Source organism: Nitrospirillum viridazoti CBAmc, from assembly GCF_000730165.1.
In the GTDB taxonomy this organism is placed as follows: Bacteria; Pseudomonadota; Alphaproteobacteria; order Azospirillales; family Azospirillaceae; genus Nitrospirillum; species Nitrospirillum viridazoti.
In genome coordinates, this window is sequence record NZ_CP022110.1 from 612,501 (window position 1) to 629,704 (window position 17,204).

Consider the following 17,204-nt stretch of genomic DNA (forward strand, 5'->3'; position numbering starts at 1 on the left):
GGCCTGACAACCCGGTCGATCGTTACGGCATGCACAGCCCCCGTGTGCTGAACGGGCTGAACCAGGGGGTGTGGGTGGCACTGGGTGGTGTCGATGCACACCATGCCCGGGCGCGCGCCGCCGGCGCCGACATCCTGACCGACCCGCACGACACCGGCCACGGCACCCGCGAGTACGTGGCCCGCGACCTGGAGGGCCACGTCTGGATCTTCGGCGATTATTGGGGCGAACCCTAAAGGCCCCGCCCTTTTGGCCGCCCGTTTTCCCCCGCCCCCCCGTGTAAAGCTGAGGGACAGTGGGAAGGAGGGCCTTCAAAATCACCGCGACCGCTCACGCTCCGGCCGGCCCCAACCAGGCCGATTACAACCAGGTGGTCGCCCGCTTCCATGCCGGTGATCTGGCCGGGGTGGAAAGCGCCTGCCGGCACGTCCTGGCCCAAAACCCGCGCCAGCCGGCCTTCCTGCACGTGCTGGGGCTGGTGGCCCAGGCGCGTGGCCAGTCCGCCATCGCCGCAGAACTGATCGGCGAGGCCGTGGCGTTGAGGCCGGACGACAGCGCCATGCACGGCAACCTCGGTATCGCGCTCGCCAAGCTGGGCCGGCTGGACGCTGCCGAGGGCGCCTACCGGCGGGCGATCGCCCTGCGGCCCGACAATGCCGACGCCCACAGCAACCTGGGCAACGTCCTGCGCCACCATGGCCGCTGGGATGAGGCGGAAGCCGAGTACCGGCAGGCGCTGTCCTTGAGGCCGACCTTCGCCGAGGCGCACAGCAATCTGGGCAACGCCTTGCGTCAGCGCGAGGACCTGGATGGGGCGGAGGCCGCCTATCGCCAGGCCCTGGCCCTGCGCCCCGCCTATCCCGAGGGCCACTACAACCTGGGCAACGTGCTGTTGGAACGGGGCCGGACCGAGGAGGCAATCGCGTGCTACCGCGCCGCCCTGGCCTTCAACCCGCGCCTAGTAGAGGCACACAACAACCTGGGCAGCGCGTTGAAGGCGCTGGCTGACATGGACGGCGCCATCGCCTGCTACCAGGCGGCCCTGGCAATCGACCCCCGCTATGCCGAGGCCCGCTACAACCTGGGCCTTGCCTGGCTGGGCCTGGGCGACTACCCCCGGGGCTGGGCGGCGTATGAATGGCGGTGGGCCAGTCCCGATTTCCGCCCCCACCGCCGCCCCTTCGCTCAGAAGACCTGGCGGGGGGAGGACATGGCCGGGGGGACGCTGCTGCTGCATGCCGAGCAGGGCTATGGCGATACCCTGCAGTTCTGCCGCTACATCCCCCTGGTGGCTGCCCGCTGCCGCCGGGTGGTGGTGGAGGTGCCGCCGCCCCTGCTGCGCCTGCTGCGGACCTCCCCCGCCCTGGTGGCGGTCGGGGATGTGCGCTTCATTGCCCGGGGCATGCCCCTGCCTGATTTTGATCTGCACTGCCCGCTGATGAGCCTGCCGCTGGCGCTGGACACGCGGCTGGAGACGGCGCCGGCAGCCACGCCCTACCTGACGGCGGCGGTGGCCGCCCCGATCGCGGCCAGGGATCGTCCCTGTGTCGGCATCGCCTGGTCCGGCAACCCCACCTACAAGGTGGACCGCCGCCGCTCCCTGACACGGGCCCAGGTCGAGTCCCTGGTGGCCGCCTGCCCGGAAGTGGAATTCCACAGCCTGCAGAAGGATCCGGACGCGGCGGGTGGTCTGCCCGACGGTGTCGTCGATCGCATGGGGGACGTTGCCGACTTCGCCGACACCGCGGCGCTGGTCCAGGCGATGGACCTGGTGATCAGCGTCGATACCTCCGTCGTCCATCTGGCGGGGGCCCTGGGCCGGCCGGTGTGGCTGCTGAACCGCTTCGATTCCGACTGGCGCTGGTTGCGCGACCGTGACGACAGTCCCTGGTATCCCACCCTGCGCCAGTTCCGGCAGGAGATGCCCGGCGACTGGTATGGCGTGCTGGCCAGGGTGGCGGCATCCCTGGACAAATGGAACCCACGGGCATGAAAAAAGCCGCCCGGGCCTCAACGGCCCGGCGGCTTCGTTCAATTCAGCAAGGCCAATTCAGCAAGGCTTGGCCAGCAGGGCCTGGGATCACGCGGCGCGGTTCAGCTTGCGCACCTTGGCCCACAGGTCGGACGGCTGGCGGTCCAGCTCGAACATGGAGACCTTGGACGGCTCGCGGCCTTGCACGGCGCATTCCAGCAGGAACATGTTGGTCTTCTGCGGGTCCAGCCCGTGCGCTTCGCACGCGGCGACGAAGGCGGGATCCAGTTCCAGGGTGGACATCGGAATTGCTCTCTAGGAGGTTGGCGGTTGGGTACCCGCTTGGGGTACGCTCATAATATCGCGATGCAACATGGCTTAACTAGGGCGATTTCGCATCTGCGGCATGACAAATCGGTGGCCGGCGCGCAGGAACAAGCCGCCGCGCGGGAGAAGGTTCCGATGAGGTCCTGGGTCTACCCCCTCCTGGCCTTGATGGCCGCTCTTCCCGCCGCCTGCCAGCCGTCACCACCGCCCTTAACCTTCGACGGTTTGGAGCCCGTCCGCCTGGGCATGACGGTCGTCCAGGCGGAGTCGGCGCTGGACGTTGCCTTTCGTCCAATGGACCGGAGCCAGTCGGCGGACTGCTGGCTGACCGGCCGCGGCGACGGCAAGGACAAGCAGATCAGCTACATGGTGGAAAAAGGCCGAATCACCCGCATCGACGTTTTCGCCCCGCCGGGCGGGGAGGCGACCGTCCGGACGGCCCAAGGTATCGGTGTGGGCGCCACGGAGGCGGCGGTGCTGAAGGCCTATGGCCCCACGGTGGTGGTGCAGCCCCACGCCTATGAGGAGGGGCACTATCTCCGGATTGAGGAGCGGGGGCGGGTCCTGCTGTTCGAGACAGCCGACGGCCGGGTCACCCGCTTCCGCGCGGGCCTGCCCCCGGCCGTGGACTATATCGAAGGCTGCCTCTGACGCGGGCCCCCTTGGGGGCCTACTCACTCCGCCAGCAGGATCGTGCGGGCGGGCACGGTCAGCTTGCGCAGCGTGTTGCCCGCATCGTCATTCTCGAACAGCAGCACGTCGTAGCCCCAGAGGTTGGCGACGTGCTGCAGCACGGACTTGGCGTCCTCCTCCGCCAGCAGCACGCCGTTCTGCACCTTGTGCTCCAGGATCAGCCGGCGGTCGCCGGCCAGGTCCACGTCGGTGATCTGGATGTCCGGGTCCAGGGAGGAGAAGTCATACTGCGCCGCCAGCTGCTGGCGCACCCGGCGATAGCCGCGCTCGTCATGGATGGCGGCGACGCGGTAGACGTTCTCATCACTGTTGTCGTGCAGGTGGAACATCCGCATCTTGCGCATCAGGTGCGGGCTCAGATACTGCAGGATGAAACTCTCGTCGCGATAGTTGGCCCAGGCGTCGCGGAGTGCCGCCATGGCGTCGCCGCTGCCGGCATAGCCGGGGAACCAGGCGCGGTCCTCCTCCGTGGGGTTGGTGGCGATGCGCTCGATGTCCTGCATCATGGCAAACCCCAGGGCATAGGGGTTGATGCCGGAATAGCGCGGATCGTCGAAGGCCGGCTGGAACACCACGGCGGTGTGGGAGTGCAGGAACTCCATATAGGCGCCGTCGCTGATGCGCCCCGTTTCGTGCAGGCGGGTCATGATGCGGTAGTGCGTGTAGGTGGCGCACCCCTCGTTCATCACCTTGGTCTGCCGCTGGGGGGAGAAATACTGCGCCACATGGCGGACGATGCGCAGCACCTCGCGCTGCCAGTTGGCCAGGCGCGGCGCCTTCTTCTCCAGGAAATAGAGGATGTTCTCCTCCGGCAGGTCCAGCAGGGCCCGGCGCCGTTCCTCGTCCGACGGCGCCTTCTGGCCCTTCTTGGTGGGCACCGTGCGCCACAGGTCGTTGTACAGCTGGCGCTGCATCTCCTGCCGCTCCTGCTCCCGCCGCGCTTCGGACTGCAGGTCCAGGCGGCGGCGGGGGTAGCGGTGGATGCCCTGGTTCATCAGGGCGTGGGCGGCATCCAGGGTGCGTTCCACCAGCTGTTGGCCATAGCGCTCCTCGCAGCGGGCGATATAGGCCTTGGCGAAGTCCAGATAGCCCAGGATACCCTCGGCATCCGTCCACTGCTGGAACAGGTAGTTGTTCTTGAAGAAGTGGTTGTGGCCGAACGCCGCGTGGGCGATGACCAGCGCCTGCATGGTGATGGAGTTCTCCTCCATGATGTAGCTGATGCAGGGGCTGGAGTTGATGACGATCTCATAGGCCAGGCCGCGCATGCCACGGCGGTACATGGCCTCGTCCCGGGCGAAATGCTTGCCGAAGGACCAGTGGCGGTACAGCAGGGGCATGCCGATGGAGGCATAGGCGTCCAGCATCTGCTCGGACGTGATGACCTCGATCTGGTTGGGGTAGACGTCCAGCCCCAGCTCGCCCAGCGCAATCTCCTGGATGGCGTCGTGGCAGCGCTTGATGGTGTCGTAGTCCCAGTCGGCACCGGTGTAGAGCAGGTTGGCATCGTCCGGCGGCGGCGCCTTCTCCCCCGGTTCCGATCTCTTGACAGGCTTCAGGCGTTCAACGGGGGCTAAGGTCAAGGTGTCGCCTCCTCCGACTGTTTCGCGCCATCGCGGGCGAACAGTTCACGGAATACCGGGTAGATTTCCCGCCGATGGCGGACCTTCTTCATGACGAAGGGCGTCTCGGTGCCGGTGACTTGCTTGTAGGTGCGCCACAGGTCGGTTTCGCGGGCGTGGGTGGCGAAGCCCGCGGGCATGGCGTCGGGGTCGGACCCGACCTCGACATAGGCGTAGTACTGGCAGGCGGGCAGCAGGTCATGCTCCAGCAGGGCTGCCGTGCGGCCGCCGTCGCTGGTGGTGTTGTCGCCGTCCGAGGCCTGGGCGCCGTAGATGTTCCAGTCGGCGACGGGATAGCGCTCCTTGATGATGCGCTTCATCTCCTCCAGCGCCGTCGAGACCATGGTGCCGCCGGTCTCGGTGGAGTGGAAGAAGGTGTCCTCGTCCACCTCCTCCGCCTCATGGGTGTGGCGGATGAAGACCACCTCCACCTGCTTGTACCGGCGGGTGAGGAAGAGGTAGAGCAGCATGAAGAAGCGCTTGGCCAGATCCTTCATATGCTCGGTCATGGAGCCCGAGACGTCCATCAGGCAGAACATCACCGCCTGGGCCGCCGGCTTGGGAATGGGCGTGAAGCGGTTGTAGCGGACATCGATGGGGTCGATGTAGGGGATGCGCTTGGCCCGCATCACCTGGCGTTCCAGCAGGCCCCGCAGTTCCATCAGCCGGTCGGGGTCCTTGCCCGGCTGGGCCTCCAGTTCCGCGATCTCCGCCTCCAGCGCCAGCATCTCGTCCGACTTGGGGCGCTTCAGGGCGATGCGGCGCGACAGGCTGTTGCGCATGGTGCGCACCAGGTTGAGGTTGGTGGGCGAACCGGAGGAGGAATAGCCCGCGCGCTGCCACAGCACGGCGTCGGCCGCCTTCAGCTTGCGCTTGGCGAGGTCGGGCAGTTCCAGATCCTCCATGAAGAGGTCCATGAACTCCTCCCGCGTCAGGACGAAGCGGAACTCATCCTCGCCCCCGCCGTCGGGGCTGCCATCCGTGCCACGGCCGCCGCTCTGGCCGCTGGGCGGCTTGGCGATGGTGTCCCCCTCCATGAACTCCTTGTTGCCGGGCACCACGTGGTCGCGGATGCCGCCTTGGCCGGAGCGGTGGAAGGTGGGTTCGGAAATGCCGCCGGTGGGGATGGAGATGTCGGCGCCGCTCTCCACGTCCTTGATGCGGCGGTTGCTTGAGGCACCGTTCACAGCGCGCAGGATCTGTTCCTTGGCACGCCGGATGAAGCGCTGGCGGTTGGCCAGGCTCTTGCCCTTGGGATTGCTGCGGCGATCGACAATGATCATCGACGACAAGGCATTACTCCCCGGTACCCCGGTCCCGGGAACCGTACCGGCGGCGCCGGCGCCCCGGCACCTTTGAAGGGGCCGGGCGGGGGAGCGCCACCGGGGGTCAGCCGGGTGGGGGTGGTGTCCGTTTCGCGTGTGAGCGCAGGGGATCGCGGGATGGGGCCCAGCCGGTTCAGCCGGGCCCTTTCCTATGGGAAGGTCCCGCTCAGCCCGCCTGCTTCACCCGCATGTACCACTCGACCAGCCGGCGCACCTGGCGCTCGGTATAGCCGCGATCCACCATGCGCTCGACGAACTCGTGGTGCTTCTTCTCCGTCTCGCCATCCTTCTTGCTGCCGAAGCTGATGACCGGCAGCAATTCTTCCACCTGGCTGAACATACGCCGTTCGATGACCAACCGCAGCTTCTCATAAGAGGTCCAGCTGGGGTTGCGACCGGCGTTGGCCGCCCGCGTCCGCAGCACGAACTTCACCACCTCGTTGCGGAAGTCCTTCGGGTTGGCGATGCCCGCCGGCTTCTCGATCTTGGTCAGCTCCTGGTTCAGCAGGTCCCGGTTCATCAGCTGGCCGGTGTCGGGATCCTTGAAGTCCTGATCCTCGATCCAGGCGTCGGCGTAGTCGACATACCGGTCGAACAGGTTCTGGCCGTAATCGTGGTAGGACTCGAGGTAGGCCTTTTGGATTTCATAGCCGATGAATTCCGCGTAGCGCGGCGCCAGTTCGGCCTTGATGAATTCCAGGTAGCGCTTCTCCGTCTCGTCGGGGAACTGCTCGCGGCGGATGGCCTGCTCCAGCACATACATCAGGTGCACCGGGTCGGCCGCCACCTCCACCGTGTCGTAGTTGAAGGTGCTGGCCAACACCTTGAAGGCGAAACGGGTGGAGATGCCGTTCATGCCCTCGTCCATGCCGGCGGCGTCCTTGTATTCCTGCAGGGTGCGGGCCTTGGGGTCCGTCTCCTTCAGGCTTTCGCCATCATAGACGCGCATCTTGGAGAAGAGGTTGGAGTTCTCGTGCTCCCGCAGGCGGGACAGCACGGTGAACCGGGCCAGCATCTCCATGGTGCCGGGGGCGCAGGGGGATTTGGCCAGCTCCGACCCGCCGATCAGCTTCTCATAGATGCGCTGTTCCTCGGTGACGCGCAGGCTGTACGGGACCTTGACCACGCAGATGCGGTCGATGAAGGCCTCATTGTTCTTGTTGTTCTTGAAGCTTTGCCACTCCGCCTCGTTGGAGTGTGCCATGATGACGCCGGTGAAGGGCAGGGCGCCGATGTTCTCCGTGCCGATGTAGTTGCCTTCCTGCGTGGCGGTCAGCAGGGGGTGCAGCATCTTGATGGGCGCCTTGAACATCTCGACGAATTCCAGCAGGCCCTGGTTCGCCCGGTTCAGGCCGCCGGAATAGCTGTAGGCGTCGGGATCATTCTGCTGGAACATCTCCAGCTTGCGGATGTCGACCTTGCCCACCAGGGAGGAGATGTCCTGGTTGTTCTCATCGCCCGGCTCGGTCTTGGACACGGCGATCTGGCGCAGGCGCGACGGGCGCAGCTTCACCACCCGGAACCGGGTGATGTCGCCGCCGAACTCGTCCAGGCGCTTGATGGCCCAGGGGCTGACCAGGCCGGTCAGGCGGCGGCGGGGAATGCCGTAGCGTTCCTCCAGCGCCTCGCCCATGGTACCGGGGTCGAACAGGCCCAGCGGGCTCTCGAACACCGGGCTCAGCTGGTCGCCGGCCTTCAGGACGTAGATGGGCTGCTCTTCCATGAGCGCCTTCAGACGCTCGGCCAGCGAGGATTTGCCGCCGCCCACCGGGCCCAGCAGGTAGAGGATTTGCTTGCGCTCCTCCAGGCCCTGGGCGGCATGGCGGAAGAAGCCCACGATGCGCTCTATCGTCTCCTCCATGCCGTAGAATTCGGCGAAGGCGGGATAGATCTTGATGGTACGGTTCATGAAAACGCGGGACAGGCGGCTGTCCTTGGCGGTGTCCACCACCTCCGGCTCGCCGATGGCGGCCAGCAGACGCTCCGGCGCGCTGGCGTACATCATCGGGTCGTCGCGGCACCCTTCCAGGTATTCCTGCAACGACATCGCCACTTCGCGGCGCGCCTCATAGCTTTGGGCGAAGGTTGTGAATAAATCGGTCGACTTCGGCATGGGTTCACCCTTTCAGAAGGATCACGCCTATCAGGCAACTCGACGGGCGGTCCCAACACGCGAGACCGCGACGACTCCACTCTCCCCCGTTCCAACGGGGTACCAACCTCGTGACTGACGTTTCAGGAGAGGCAAGTTCCGTACCAGATGGTCCATCCCCGTGGATCGAACCCCGGACTCCACTTGTTAAACACTCACCTGCCGTCCTTCGTTCTCCCTGTACCCGGATGCCTTGGGTCTTGATTTAGATATTGGTGGATGATTGCGACGGAGTAGAGGCAGATCGGGGAATTTTTCAGCGAAAACCAAACGTTGTGCCGATCCACCCGGCGCTGGCCTCATCCATTCCACCTATCCCGCGGCCTATCCCCCGGGCGCCAATCGGCGATCCGGGCAACCTTGTCCGTTTATAATCGGGCCCGTGCAGCGGCGCCCCGTGTGCCACGCATCCCTCCGCCAAATGGCCTAGGCCCGGGCTCTTCCCGCGACCACCGCGCCGGCGGCATTTCATGCGTATTCCCTATGGGCAGGGTGAGCTCCAAGGCCTCACCAAAATGTTAACGATGTGCCCCGGGATACATGTTTTTTGGCCGCTGCGGCCCATCTGCGGGGACCGCTCGGCAGGGTCCTGGCCGGCCTGGGAGACCCCTACCATCCCATGGCGGGGGTGGGTAGCCGGCTATAGGTAGATGCTAAACCACGATCCGGGCCTAGCGCTAGTCCCTCTGTCCATAAGGCGGAGGATTTCGGGCCATGCTGTCCAAAGGACGGCGGCTGCCTGCGGCTTGGGCATCTGCCCCAAAAAGGGCAGCGTCAGCGGGGCGGCGGCTTGTTTTGCGGCCCGCCCGTCGGCACCGTCTCCGGCACGACCACGGCGTCGGGTGCGATGGTCAGGGGTGGCCGGACGCGGGGCGGCGGGTCCGGGTGGACGACGTCGTCGCGGTAGGGCGCCAGCATGGCCAGGAAGCGGTTCTGCGCGCGGTACGGAATGTGATGCAGGTCCATGGCGTCCTGCAGATCCTGAACCAGGGCGTTGAACTCATGGTCGCCGATGCCATAACGGGCGTGCGCCATCTTCATGTCCATGCCCTTGTACTCACAGGGGCCGCCGAGGATGGCGCAGAACTGCGCCACCAGTTCCGCCTTGATGTGGGGACGGTTGGCGTTGACGAAATATGGGCGCAGGTCGGGGTCGCGCATCATGCCGTCCATGAAGTCGTCCACCAGGGCTACCAGGCCCGGCTGGCCGCCGAAGGTCTGGTAAAGGTCGGCCGAGGGGCCGGAGGCGCAGCCCACCAGGGGGCCTGCCAGGGGGCCGAGCAGGACGATTGCCAGCGACAGGGCGGCACGGCGGGGAAGGGCGGGCATGGGTCAGAACCCCGCTTGCAGGGACAGGTAGACGGCGTTCTGCCGCGTGGGCGTCACCACCCGGCCCAAATTCACATAGGCCAGGGTGAAGGCCAGGTTCTTGCCGGGCAGCCAGGCGACGAAGGCGTCGTACCAGTCGTCCTCCGGCGCCAGCCCAGGATTGGCGCGCGCCAGGGTGTTAGGCTTCGTCCGGTATTCCACGCCCGCCACCAAGGTGCGGTCCAGCAGCAGGGCGGCGCTGCCCTCCAGTTCCGCATGATAGTCGTCGTCGGCCCCGCCGAAACCCAGCAGGCCGGTCTGGTTGGCCTTGGTCAGGCGCACCGTGCCGCTCAGCAGCAGGCTTTGCGCCAGCAGCACCTTGGTGGCGCTGGCGTAGAGGTCGACGCCGTCGCCGCTGCGCGCACCCAGGGCCTTCACCAGGCTGCTGCGGTCGTTCGACTTGTACTGCGCGCCTAACGCCAGTTGGGGCATCCAGCTATCCTGGTCATAGACGGCATTGCCCGCCACCCGCACCTTGACACCGGCGATGGTGTTGGTGAAGGCGTAGCCGTCGCCCAGTCCCAGGGCGCCGCCGAGGGCCTGGGTATCGAACCGGTCCTGGGCCACCGATAGCTCCACCCGGTCCCACAGGCCGATCAGGGCGCCATAGGCGTTCATGCCGTAATCATGGGTGCGCACGGCGGTGAAGAACGCGGTGGCACCCACCTCCTCCCGCGTCCCGCCGCCGCCGATGACGGCCCAGGGCGTCAGGCCGCCACCGGCAGCACCCTCCACCTGGGTGACGCCGCCGGTGGCGGTCAGCTTGCCGCTGACGGTCATGTCCTCCGGCCGGCTGACGGTGGCGCCGGCGGCCGGCGGGGCGACGCGCACCCCGGCGGCCAGCAGGAACGCGGCGGCCCACGCCGCGACTCGGCGCTGACGCCGCACCCCCGAAAACCACCCCACCATGCCCATCCTTGACCATACCTACGCCGGGGACCATCCCCACGCCGCGCCGCACAGGCGGTGGCGCGGGGGTAGATGGCGGCGGTGCCGGCGTGGTCAAGGCGCCTCTATCCGGAAGAAGGGGCCGGAAGAAGGGGCCGCCGGCGCTGGGGTTCAGCGCTGCCGGGTGCCGAACAGGTTCTCCCGCGTCTTCTCATCCAAGGCCTGGCCGGCCGGGCGGCTCTTGTCCTTCAGCAGCTCCAGCCCGCGCTGCACGGCGGGGCGGGCGGCCACGGTGTCGATCCAGCGTTTCACATGGGGGAAGTCGGCCAGGTCGATCTCGTAGCGTTCATGCAGGCGCAGCCAGGGGAAGGTCGCCATGTCGGCGATGCCGTAGTCGCCGGCCAGGAATTCCGTCTTGGCCAACTGGGTGTTGGCGACACGGATCAGGCGCCGCGCCTCATTGGTGTAGCGGTCGATGCCGTATTGGATGCGCTCGGGCGCATAATTACGGAAATGGCCGGCCTGGCCGAACATGGGGCCGACGCCGCCCATCTGCCACATCAGCCATTGCACGTGGCCATACCACACCGCGGCGTCCGTGGGGCGGAACTGGCCCGTCTTCTCCGCCAGGTAGATCAGGATGGCGCCGGACTCGAACAGCGACAGCGGTTGGCCGTTGGGGCCGTCGGGATCGACAACGGCCGGCATGCGGTTGTTCGGTGAGATGGCCAGGAAGTCCGGCTTGAACTGGTCGCCGGCACCGATGTCCACCGGGTGCACGGTATAGGGCAGGCCCATTTCCTCCAGGGCGATGGAAATCTTGTAGCCGTTGGGCGTGGGCCAGGCGTACAGCGCGATGGCTTGGGGATCGGTCACCATGGGGGCGGCTTTCGCTGAGGGGGGGCAGGGACGGCAGCGTCCCGAAACGGATGGCGGGTCGCTGCGATGGTCGTCACAGCGGCCCGCCCATCCCCTTGCGGATGATATTTTCAACCGGCACAGCCGGCTTCGTTCCCCGGCGCGTGGCACCGGGGTGGCGCGGGGCGGAGGACGCGCCGCTCAGAAACCGCCGGCCACGTAGACGCGCATGCTCTCCACCTCGCTGGTGGCCTCGGCAAGGCGGTGCTTCACCACGTCGCCGATGCTGATGAAGCCCACCAGCCGGCCGCCGTCCATCACCGGCATGTGGCGGAAGCGTCCTTCCGTCATGCGGGTCATGATGGAGGAGACGCTGTCGCCCGGGGCGCAGGCCACGACCTTGCGGGTCATCAGTTCCGACACGCTCTGGTTCAGCACGGCGGGGCCATGGGTCGCCAGGCCCCGTACGATGTCGCGTTCCGAAATGATGCCGGCCACGCCGCCGCCGGGGTCCAGCACCAGCACGGCGCCGATGCGATGGGCCGCCAGCAGGGCCGCCACCGTTTCTATGGTGTCGCCCGGCTTGGCGCTGATGATGCTGCTGCTGTCCTTATGCTTCAGGATACCGGAAACATGCATAGGCGCTTCTCCCGTTCATCACGGGGAACGCGGGCGGGGGCGGTCTCGCGCCCGGTGGTCCGGCCTTCCCAAGGGCCGGTCTTCCGCGTGCCCAGTGGATTCATGCCAAGGAAACCAGCGCCGGTTTCTGTCGACCGGTAACGGCCCCCTCCGGAAGCGGGCCGCAACCGGCGGCCCCTCCTTCCAGGGGACTATGAAACGTCATGTTGCGCCGCATCCGCAATGGGCCAAACGGCGACAGGCCCGGCCGAGGGCCGGGCCTTAAGCATAGGTCGGGGGTTATGGGGATCCGGTGCACTGCGCCGCGCTAACAACCTCTGGCGACCCGGGGGTTGTTTCGGCGGGGCAATGTTTGGTCTCTTAACGGGCGCGGCTGCCGACGCCACCAGCGGCGGAGGCCGCCGGGCCGGGCTGCTGCGGCACCAGCGGCAGGCAGTTCTGCACGATGGCGTAGCACTGGGACAGGCGGCCGGCCGGGCTGTCGGTGGAGCTGCCGTAGACCAGCTGCTGCACGACGCCGTTTTTCAAGGTGAAGGTGGCGTTGCAGTTGCGGGCGGACACTTCCGTCGAGCCCCAATCGGCACCACCCCAGTAGCCGCGATGCCACGGGCCGCCGCCGAAACCACCCCAGTAGGACGGGCCCATGCGGGTCTGCAGGCTGTCGCTGGAGTAGGTGAAGTATTCCACATTGTCGACCGAGGTCTGGCGGGTGGGCACGCCGGCGCAGGACAGCAGGGTCTGCTTGGGCATGCCGACCAGCACACGCTGGGCTAACGCCGCCTGGTCGGCGTCGGGGCTGGTGGCGCAACCGGCAACGGCCAACAGACCCACCGCCGCGAGTGCCAAGGAACGGTAACGCATTTAAGTCTCCCTCACACTTCCGGTTCGGCCGCTGCCGCCGGATGAACAAGCCCCAACCGCCCGAGCCCTGCCCCAGGGCCCTTGTTGGTTAAGATAGTGCAGCGCGCGCTTTCCCGCCAGGGCCGGCCTGTTGCGGACCGTCGCGCCAGTTGTCGCGGGTAACAGGGTTAACGCCCTACCACAACTCCGTCTTGTGCCTATTCGGCGGCCTGAAGCTCCTCGGCGGTAGCCAAGTCGACGGATACCAACTGCGACACGCCCCTTTCCGCCATGGTGACGCCGAACAGGCGGTCCATGCGCGACATGGTCAGGCGGTGGTGGCTGATGATGAGGAAGCGGGTATGGCCCGCCCGCGCCATCTCCTCCACCAGGTCGCAGAAGCGGCCCACGTTGGCCTCGTCCAGCGGCGCGTCCACCTCGTCCAGCACGCAGATGGGCGCCGGGTTGCACAGGAAGACGGCAAACAGCAGGGCAATGGCGGTCAAGGCCTGCTCACCGCCCGACAGCAGCGACAGGATCTGCAGCTTCTTGCCCGGGGGGCTGGCGTAAATCTCCAGGCCGGCGTCCAGCGGATCCTCGGTGTCGGTCAGCTTCAGCTGGGCGCGACCGCCGCCGAACAGCTGGGTGAACATCTCCTGGAAATGGGCGTCCACCTTATGGAAGGCGGCCAGCAGCCGCTCGCGCGCCTCCTTGTTCAGGCCGGAGATACCCTGGCGCAGGCGGGCGATGGCGGATACCAGGTCCTCCCGCTCCGTCTTCATGACGCCGATCTGTTCGTCCAGCTCCTGCACCTCCTGCTCGGCGCGCAGGTTGACGGGGCCCATGTTGTCGCGCTCGGCCTCCAACCGGCCCAGGCGCTGCTCCACGGCATGGGCCTCGGGCAGGGGCTCGCCCTCGTCCAGGCCGGCCAGGGCCAGCACCTGTTCCGGCGGGCAATCCAGCCGTTCGGCGATGCGTTCCTTCACCGTGTCCAGGTGCTGATGGGCGGAGCCCACCGCGGCCTCAGCATGGGCGCGGGCCTCGCGCGCGTCGGCCAGGCCATTCTCCGCCTCCTTCAAGGTGCGCTCGGCCGTCGTGAGCGTGCCCTCGGCTTCCGCCAGGTCGTCGCCGGCACGGCTGCGCACCCGCTCCGCCTCATGGATCAGGTCGGCCAGGGTCAGGCGCTCTTCCTCGATCTGGGCCGGGCGTTCGGCCAGGCGCTCCTGCTCCTCCCGCGTCTCTTCGGCACGTTCGGTCAGCTCGGCCAGGCGGCCGCCGGTGCCGTCACGGCGCTGGCGCCACGACGTTTCCTCGGTGGCGATGGCGTCCAGCCGGCGGTGGCGGTCCTCCGCCTCGCGCAACAGGCGGTCCAGGGCGTTCTGCGCCTCCGCCTGGGTGCCGCGCGCCTCGGTCAGGCGCAGGCGGGCCTCTGCGATCTGCTCGCGGCCCTCGCCCGGGGGCGGCAGCTCCTCCAGCGTGGCGCGGGCCTCGGCCCAGCGTTCCCGCAGGTCCTCCTCGTCCGCCGTCATCTGGTCCAGGGTCTCGGACAGGGCGGCCAGGCGGCTGGCCAGGGCGGCGGCGGCCTGGGCCACGCGGGCGTGGGTGCCGCGCGCGTCGGCCACGGCGCGGAAGGCGGCGCTGACGGCGTCGCGGGCCGCGCGGTCCTTGGCGGAGGCCTGGTCCACCGCTCGCAACGCTAGGGCCACGCGCTCCTCCGCCGCGTCCTTCACCGTCTCATAGGCGGCGCGGGCCTCGGCCACCACGGCGTCGGCCTCCGCGATCTCCTGCGTCAGCTCGGTCAGGCGGTTGCGCTGGCGCAGGCGCTCGGCGGCGGCGGTGGGCGCGCCAGCGGCGATGCAGTGCCCGTCCCAGCGCCAGGCGGCGCCGTCGCGAGTCACCAGGATCTGGCCGGCCGCCAAACCGGCCGCCAGGCGCGTGCCGGTGGCGGTATCGGCGACGATGCCGATGTGGGCCAAGCAACGGTCCAGCGCGCCCGGCGCCTTGACTCTGGTGGCCAGCGGTTCCGCGCCTGTGGGCAGGGGCGTTACCTGGCTCAGCGCCGGGAAGGCGCGCCAGTGCACCGGCGCCGCCTCATCCAGCGGGGCCGTCAGGGCGTCGCCCAGGGCGGCGGCCAGGGCCTGCTCATAGCCCTTGGCCACGCTCAGCGCGTCCACCAGGGGCGGGAACAGGTCTCCGGCGCCGGCCTTCAGCAGGCGGGTGATGGCGTCGGCTTCCGCCGTCAGGCGGGCGCGGTCACCCTCGGCCCGCTGCAGGGCGTCGCGGGCGGCGGCCTGTTCCTGGGTGCCCAGGGCGCGGGCGGCGTTGGCAGCCTGCTCGGCCCCGGCCTTGGCGGTTTCCGCCTCCTCCGCCGTGCCCTTGGCCAGTTCCAGCCGTTCCTCGGCTAGGTGGATGGCCTCCTCCGCCTCGGCCACGTCGTCGCGGGCGGCCTGCTGGCGCTCCAGCTCCGCCTTCTGTGCCTGCGTTTCCTCGACACGGCGGCGCAGGGTGGCGACGCGCTGCTCCAGATCCTGCGCCTGGCGCTGGATCTGGGCGCGCTTGGCCTCGTCCGCGGCCAGCCGCTCGGTGGCGGCCGCCAGCTCGGCATCCAGGGTCGCCACCGTGTCGCGGATTTCCTCCAGTCGGGCCTTGGCCAGCTCCTGGCTTTCCGCCTCGTCCCCTTGCGCGTCGGCGATGGCTTGGCGTTCCTCCGCCAGGCGGGACAGCGCCCGGTTGGCGTCGGCTGCCAGGTCCTTTTCACGCGCCAGGTCGCCCTCGATCTGGGCCAGGCGGCGCTGCAGGGTGGCCAGGGCCTCGGTCGCGCGCCGCTCTTCGGCGTCCAGCTGCTCCCGCGCCACCAGCAGGCGCTGCAGGGCGGCGGCGGCCTCGGCTTCCGCCTGGCGCTTGGGCGGCAGGCTGGCGGCGAGATCCGTGCGCTTGGTGGTGGCCTGCGTCACGGCCAGCATCAGGCCGCGCACCGCCTCCTCCGCCTTGTCGAAGCCGGCGCGGGCCTGCATGACCTGGGCGGTGGCGGTGGTCCACCGCAGGTGCAGCAGCAGCGCCTCCGCCCGGCGGATGTGGTCGGAGATGTTGCGGTAGCGGGCGGCCTGGCGGGCCTGCTTGCGCAGGTTCTGCAACTGCGCGTCCATGGTGACGACCACGTCGTCCAGGCGCGTCAGGTTGGTTTCCGCTGCCTTCAGCTTCAGTTCCGCCTCGTGCCGGCGGGAATGCAGGCCGGTGATGCCCGCCGCCTCCTCCAGCAGCTGGCGGCGGTCACCCGGCTTGGCGTTGATCAGGGCGCCGACGCGCCCCTGGCTGACCAGCGCCGGGGAATGGGCGCCCGAGGCGTTGTCTGCCAGCAGCAATTGCACGTCGCGGGCGCGCGCGGGCCGGCCGTTGATGCGGTAGTCGGACCCGGCGCCGCGTTCCAGCTTGCGGCTGATCTCCATTTCCGTCTGGACGGCGTCCGCTTTGACGCCCGGCGTGCCGGCGGTCAGGTTGGGGCTGTCCAGGTGCAGGACGACTTCGCATAAATTGCGGGCCGGCCGGGTGGCTGTGCCGCCAAAAATGACGTCGTCCATGTCCTCGCCGCGCATCTTCTTGGCCGAGGTCTCGCCCATGGCCCAGCGCAACGCCTCCACCAAGTTGGACTTGCCACAACCGTTGGGGCCGACGATGCCGGTCATCCCGGGCTCGATCAGGAGCTCGGTGTGGTCCACGAAGGACTTGAAGCCGGAGATGCGAAGCTTGGTGAATTGCACGGGGACTTACTTCTTCGGTGCCTTGGCGCCCGCCTTGATCAGGGCGGCGGCCAGCTTGTCATAGTCGTTGGGGCCGGCGATGCGATCCACTTCCTTGCCGCCCTTGCGGATGATCAGCGTCGGTGTCTGTTCGACCTTCGCCTCGGTGGCCTCCTGGCTGCTGGCAGCGATATAGTCCTGGATGGGCTTGCTGGCGACGCAGGCGTCATAGGCCGGCGCCGGCAGGCCGGCCATGCCCATCATCTCCTTGAGGCCCGCCTCCGGGTCCTTGGCGCCCAGCCATTGGCCCTGGGTGCTGAACAGCAGGCTCCGGGCGTCATTATAGCTGCCGACGGGCAGGCAGCGCGTGGCCATGTGGGCCAGATAACCCACGCGGTTGGTGGGCGTGTCGTGGAAGATGAAGCGCACCTGCCCGGGATTGATGAAGTCCGCCTTCAGGCGGGGCAGCATCGTCTCCTCGAAATGGGCACAGTGCGGGCAGGAGAGGGAGGCATATTCCTCGATCACCACCGGGGCGTTGCCGCTGCCCAAGGCGCGGGTGCTGGTGGCGGCGGCGATGTCGATGCCGCCCCCCGTGGCGGGAGTGGAGGCAGTCGCTGTCTGGGCCACAGCAGGCGCGGGCAGGGCCAGCGGGACGGCAATCGCCGCCATCGCCATGACCAGGCCCCGGACCATGCCGGCCCGATCGCGCATCCAACGTCCTGCCATATCCCCCTCCATCCCGACTTCCAAAACGCGACTGGTTCAAACGCCACGGGCACG

The 17,204-nt window shown here is 68.1% G+C and carries 14 protein-coding genes (1 of these 14 only partly in view); 3 read left to right on the plus strand and 11 right to left on the minus strand.

Going from position 1 to position 17,204, the window contains the following annotated elements:
* Together Y958_RS02870 and Y958_RS02875 are read left to right on the plus strand one after the other, a co-directional pair.
* Nucleotides 1-236: the 3' portion of a VOC family protein gene (locus tag Y958_RS02870; protein WP_088872437.1), read on the plus strand. Its footprint begins 202 nt before the window's first position; the window shows 236 of its 438 coding nt (coding positions 203-438); its start codon lies off the left edge, out of view; the stop codon is at nucleotides 234-236.
* Between the two features lie 59 nt (nucleotides 237-295).
* Nucleotides 296-1,993, plus strand: coding sequence for a tetratricopeptide repeat protein (locus Y958_RS02875; protein WP_088870834.1), 1,698 nt, complete (start codon nucleotides 296-298; stop codon nucleotides 1,991-1,993).
* An 87-nt stretch (nucleotides 1,994-2,080) separates the two neighbouring features.
* Here the strand turns inward: Y958_RS02875 and Y958_RS02880 are convergent, their stop codons facing one another.
* A complete protein-coding gene (locus tag Y958_RS02880; protein WP_040842430.1) occupies nucleotides 2,081-2,275 on the minus strand; it encodes a hypothetical protein in 195 nt (64 codons plus the stop codon).
* A 159-nt stretch (nucleotides 2,276-2,434) separates the two neighbouring features.
* On the opposite strand from Y958_RS02880, the gene Y958_RS02885 reads away from it, so the two are divergent.
* A complete protein-coding gene (locus Y958_RS02885; protein ID WP_145727763.1) occupies nucleotides 2,435-2,950 on the plus strand; it encodes a hypothetical protein in 516 nt (171 codons plus the stop codon).
* Nucleotides 2,951-2,973: 23 nt separating this feature from the next.
* Here the strand turns inward: Y958_RS02885 and Y958_RS02890 are convergent, their stop codons facing one another.
* From Y958_RS02890 to Y958_RS02935, 10 genes are all read right to left on the minus strand, one after another.
* Complete coding sequence (locus tag Y958_RS02890) at nucleotides 2,974-4,491, minus strand: SpoVR family protein (protein WP_088872438.1); 1,518 nt, start codon at nucleotides 4,489-4,491, stop codon at nucleotides 2,974-2,976.
* Nucleotides 4,492-4,571: 80 nt separating this feature from the next.
* Entirely contained in the window at nucleotides 4,572-5,897 is a 1,326-nt protein-coding gene (locus Y958_RS02895; protein ID WP_088870836.1) for a YeaH/YhbH family protein, read from the minus strand.
* Nucleotides 5,898-6,105: 208 nt separating this feature from the next.
* Complete coding sequence (locus tag Y958_RS02900) at nucleotides 6,106-8,052, minus strand: PrkA family serine protein kinase (RefSeq protein ID WP_088870837.1); 1,947 nt, start codon at nucleotides 8,050-8,052, stop codon at nucleotides 6,106-6,108.
* A gap of 813 nt (nucleotides 8,053-8,865) precedes the next feature.
* Complete coding sequence (locus Y958_RS02905) at nucleotides 8,866-9,420, minus strand: group I truncated hemoglobin (protein WP_088870838.1); 555 nt, start codon at nucleotides 9,418-9,420, stop codon at nucleotides 8,866-8,868.
* Nucleotides 9,421-9,423: 3 nt separating this feature from the next.
* On the minus strand, nucleotides 9,424-10,368 hold the full coding sequence (locus Y958_RS02910; RefSeq protein ID WP_211098516.1) for a DUF3034 family protein: 945 nt from the start codon (nucleotides 10,366-10,368) through the stop codon (nucleotides 9,424-9,426).
* Between the two features lie 150 nt (nucleotides 10,369-10,518).
* Entirely contained in the window at nucleotides 10,519-11,226 is a 708-nt protein-coding gene (locus tag Y958_RS02915) for a glutathione S-transferase N-terminal domain-containing protein (protein ID WP_088870840.1), read from the minus strand.
* 180 nt (nucleotides 11,227-11,406) lie between these two features.
* Nucleotides 11,407-11,844 (minus strand): CBS domain-containing protein, encoded by a 438-nt coding sequence (locus Y958_RS02920; protein WP_088870841.1) that lies wholly within the window; start codon nucleotides 11,842-11,844, stop codon nucleotides 11,407-11,409.
* Between the two features lie 360 nt (nucleotides 11,845-12,204).
* Nucleotides 12,205-12,705: a hypothetical protein gene (locus Y958_RS02925; protein ID WP_088870842.1), complete on the minus strand. Its 501-nt coding sequence runs from the start codon at nucleotides 12,703-12,705 to the stop codon at nucleotides 12,205-12,207.
* 197 nt (nucleotides 12,706-12,902) lie between these two features.
* The gene (gene smc, locus Y958_RS02930; protein WP_088870843.1) at nucleotides 12,903-16,442 is read right to left on the minus strand and encodes a chromosome segregation protein SMC; all 3,540 of its coding nucleotides are present in this window, start codon (nucleotides 16,440-16,442) and stop codon (nucleotides 12,903-12,905) included.
* Between the two features lie 6 nt (nucleotides 16,443-16,448).
* Complete coding sequence (locus tag Y958_RS02935; protein WP_186291235.1) at nucleotides 16,449-17,135, minus strand: thioredoxin domain-containing protein; 687 nt, start codon at nucleotides 17,133-17,135, stop codon at nucleotides 16,449-16,451.
* Between the last annotated feature and the right edge of the window lie 69 nt (nucleotides 17,136-17,204).

Bases quoted from the DNA above. Each gene is read 5' to 3' on its own strand.
- Y958_RS02885 (WP_145727763.1), top strand. From the start codon at position 2,435: ATGAGGTCCTGGGTCTACCCCCTCCTGGCCTTGATGGCCGCTCTTCCC.
- Y958_RS02920 (WP_088870841.1), bottom strand. From the start codon at position 11,844: ATGCATGTTTCCGGTATCCTGAAGCATAAGGACAGCAGCAGCATCATC.
- Y958_RS02910 (WP_211098516.1), bottom strand. From the start codon at position 10,368: ATGGTGGGGTGGTTTTCGGGGGTGCGGCGTCAGCGCCGAGTCGCGGCG.
- Y958_RS02880 (WP_040842430.1), bottom strand. From the start codon at position 2,275: ATGTCCACCCTGGAACTGGATCCCGCCTTCGTCGCCGCGTGCGAAGCG.
- Y958_RS02915 (WP_088870840.1), bottom strand. From the start codon at position 11,226: ATGGTGACCGATCCCCAAGCCATCGCGCTGTACGCCTGGCCCACGCCC.
- Y958_RS02905 (WP_088870838.1), bottom strand. From the start codon at position 9,420: ATGCCCGCCCTTCCCCGCCGTGCCGCCCTGTCGCTGGCAATCGTCCTG.
- Y958_RS02895 (WP_088870836.1), bottom strand. From the start codon at position 5,897: ATGATCATTGTCGATCGCCGCAGCAATCCCAAGGGCAAGAGCCTGGCC.
- Y958_RS02900 (WP_088870837.1), bottom strand. From the start codon at position 8,052: ATGCCGAAGTCGACCGATTTATTCACAACCTTCGCCCAAAGCTATGAG.
- Y958_RS02935 (WP_186291235.1), bottom strand. From the start codon at position 17,135: ATGCGCGATCGGGCCGGCATGGTCCGGGGCCTGGTCATGGCGATGGCG.
- Y958_RS02925 (WP_088870842.1), bottom strand. From the start codon at position 12,705: ATGCGTTACCGTTCCTTGGCACTCGCGGCGGTGGGTCTGTTGGCCGTT.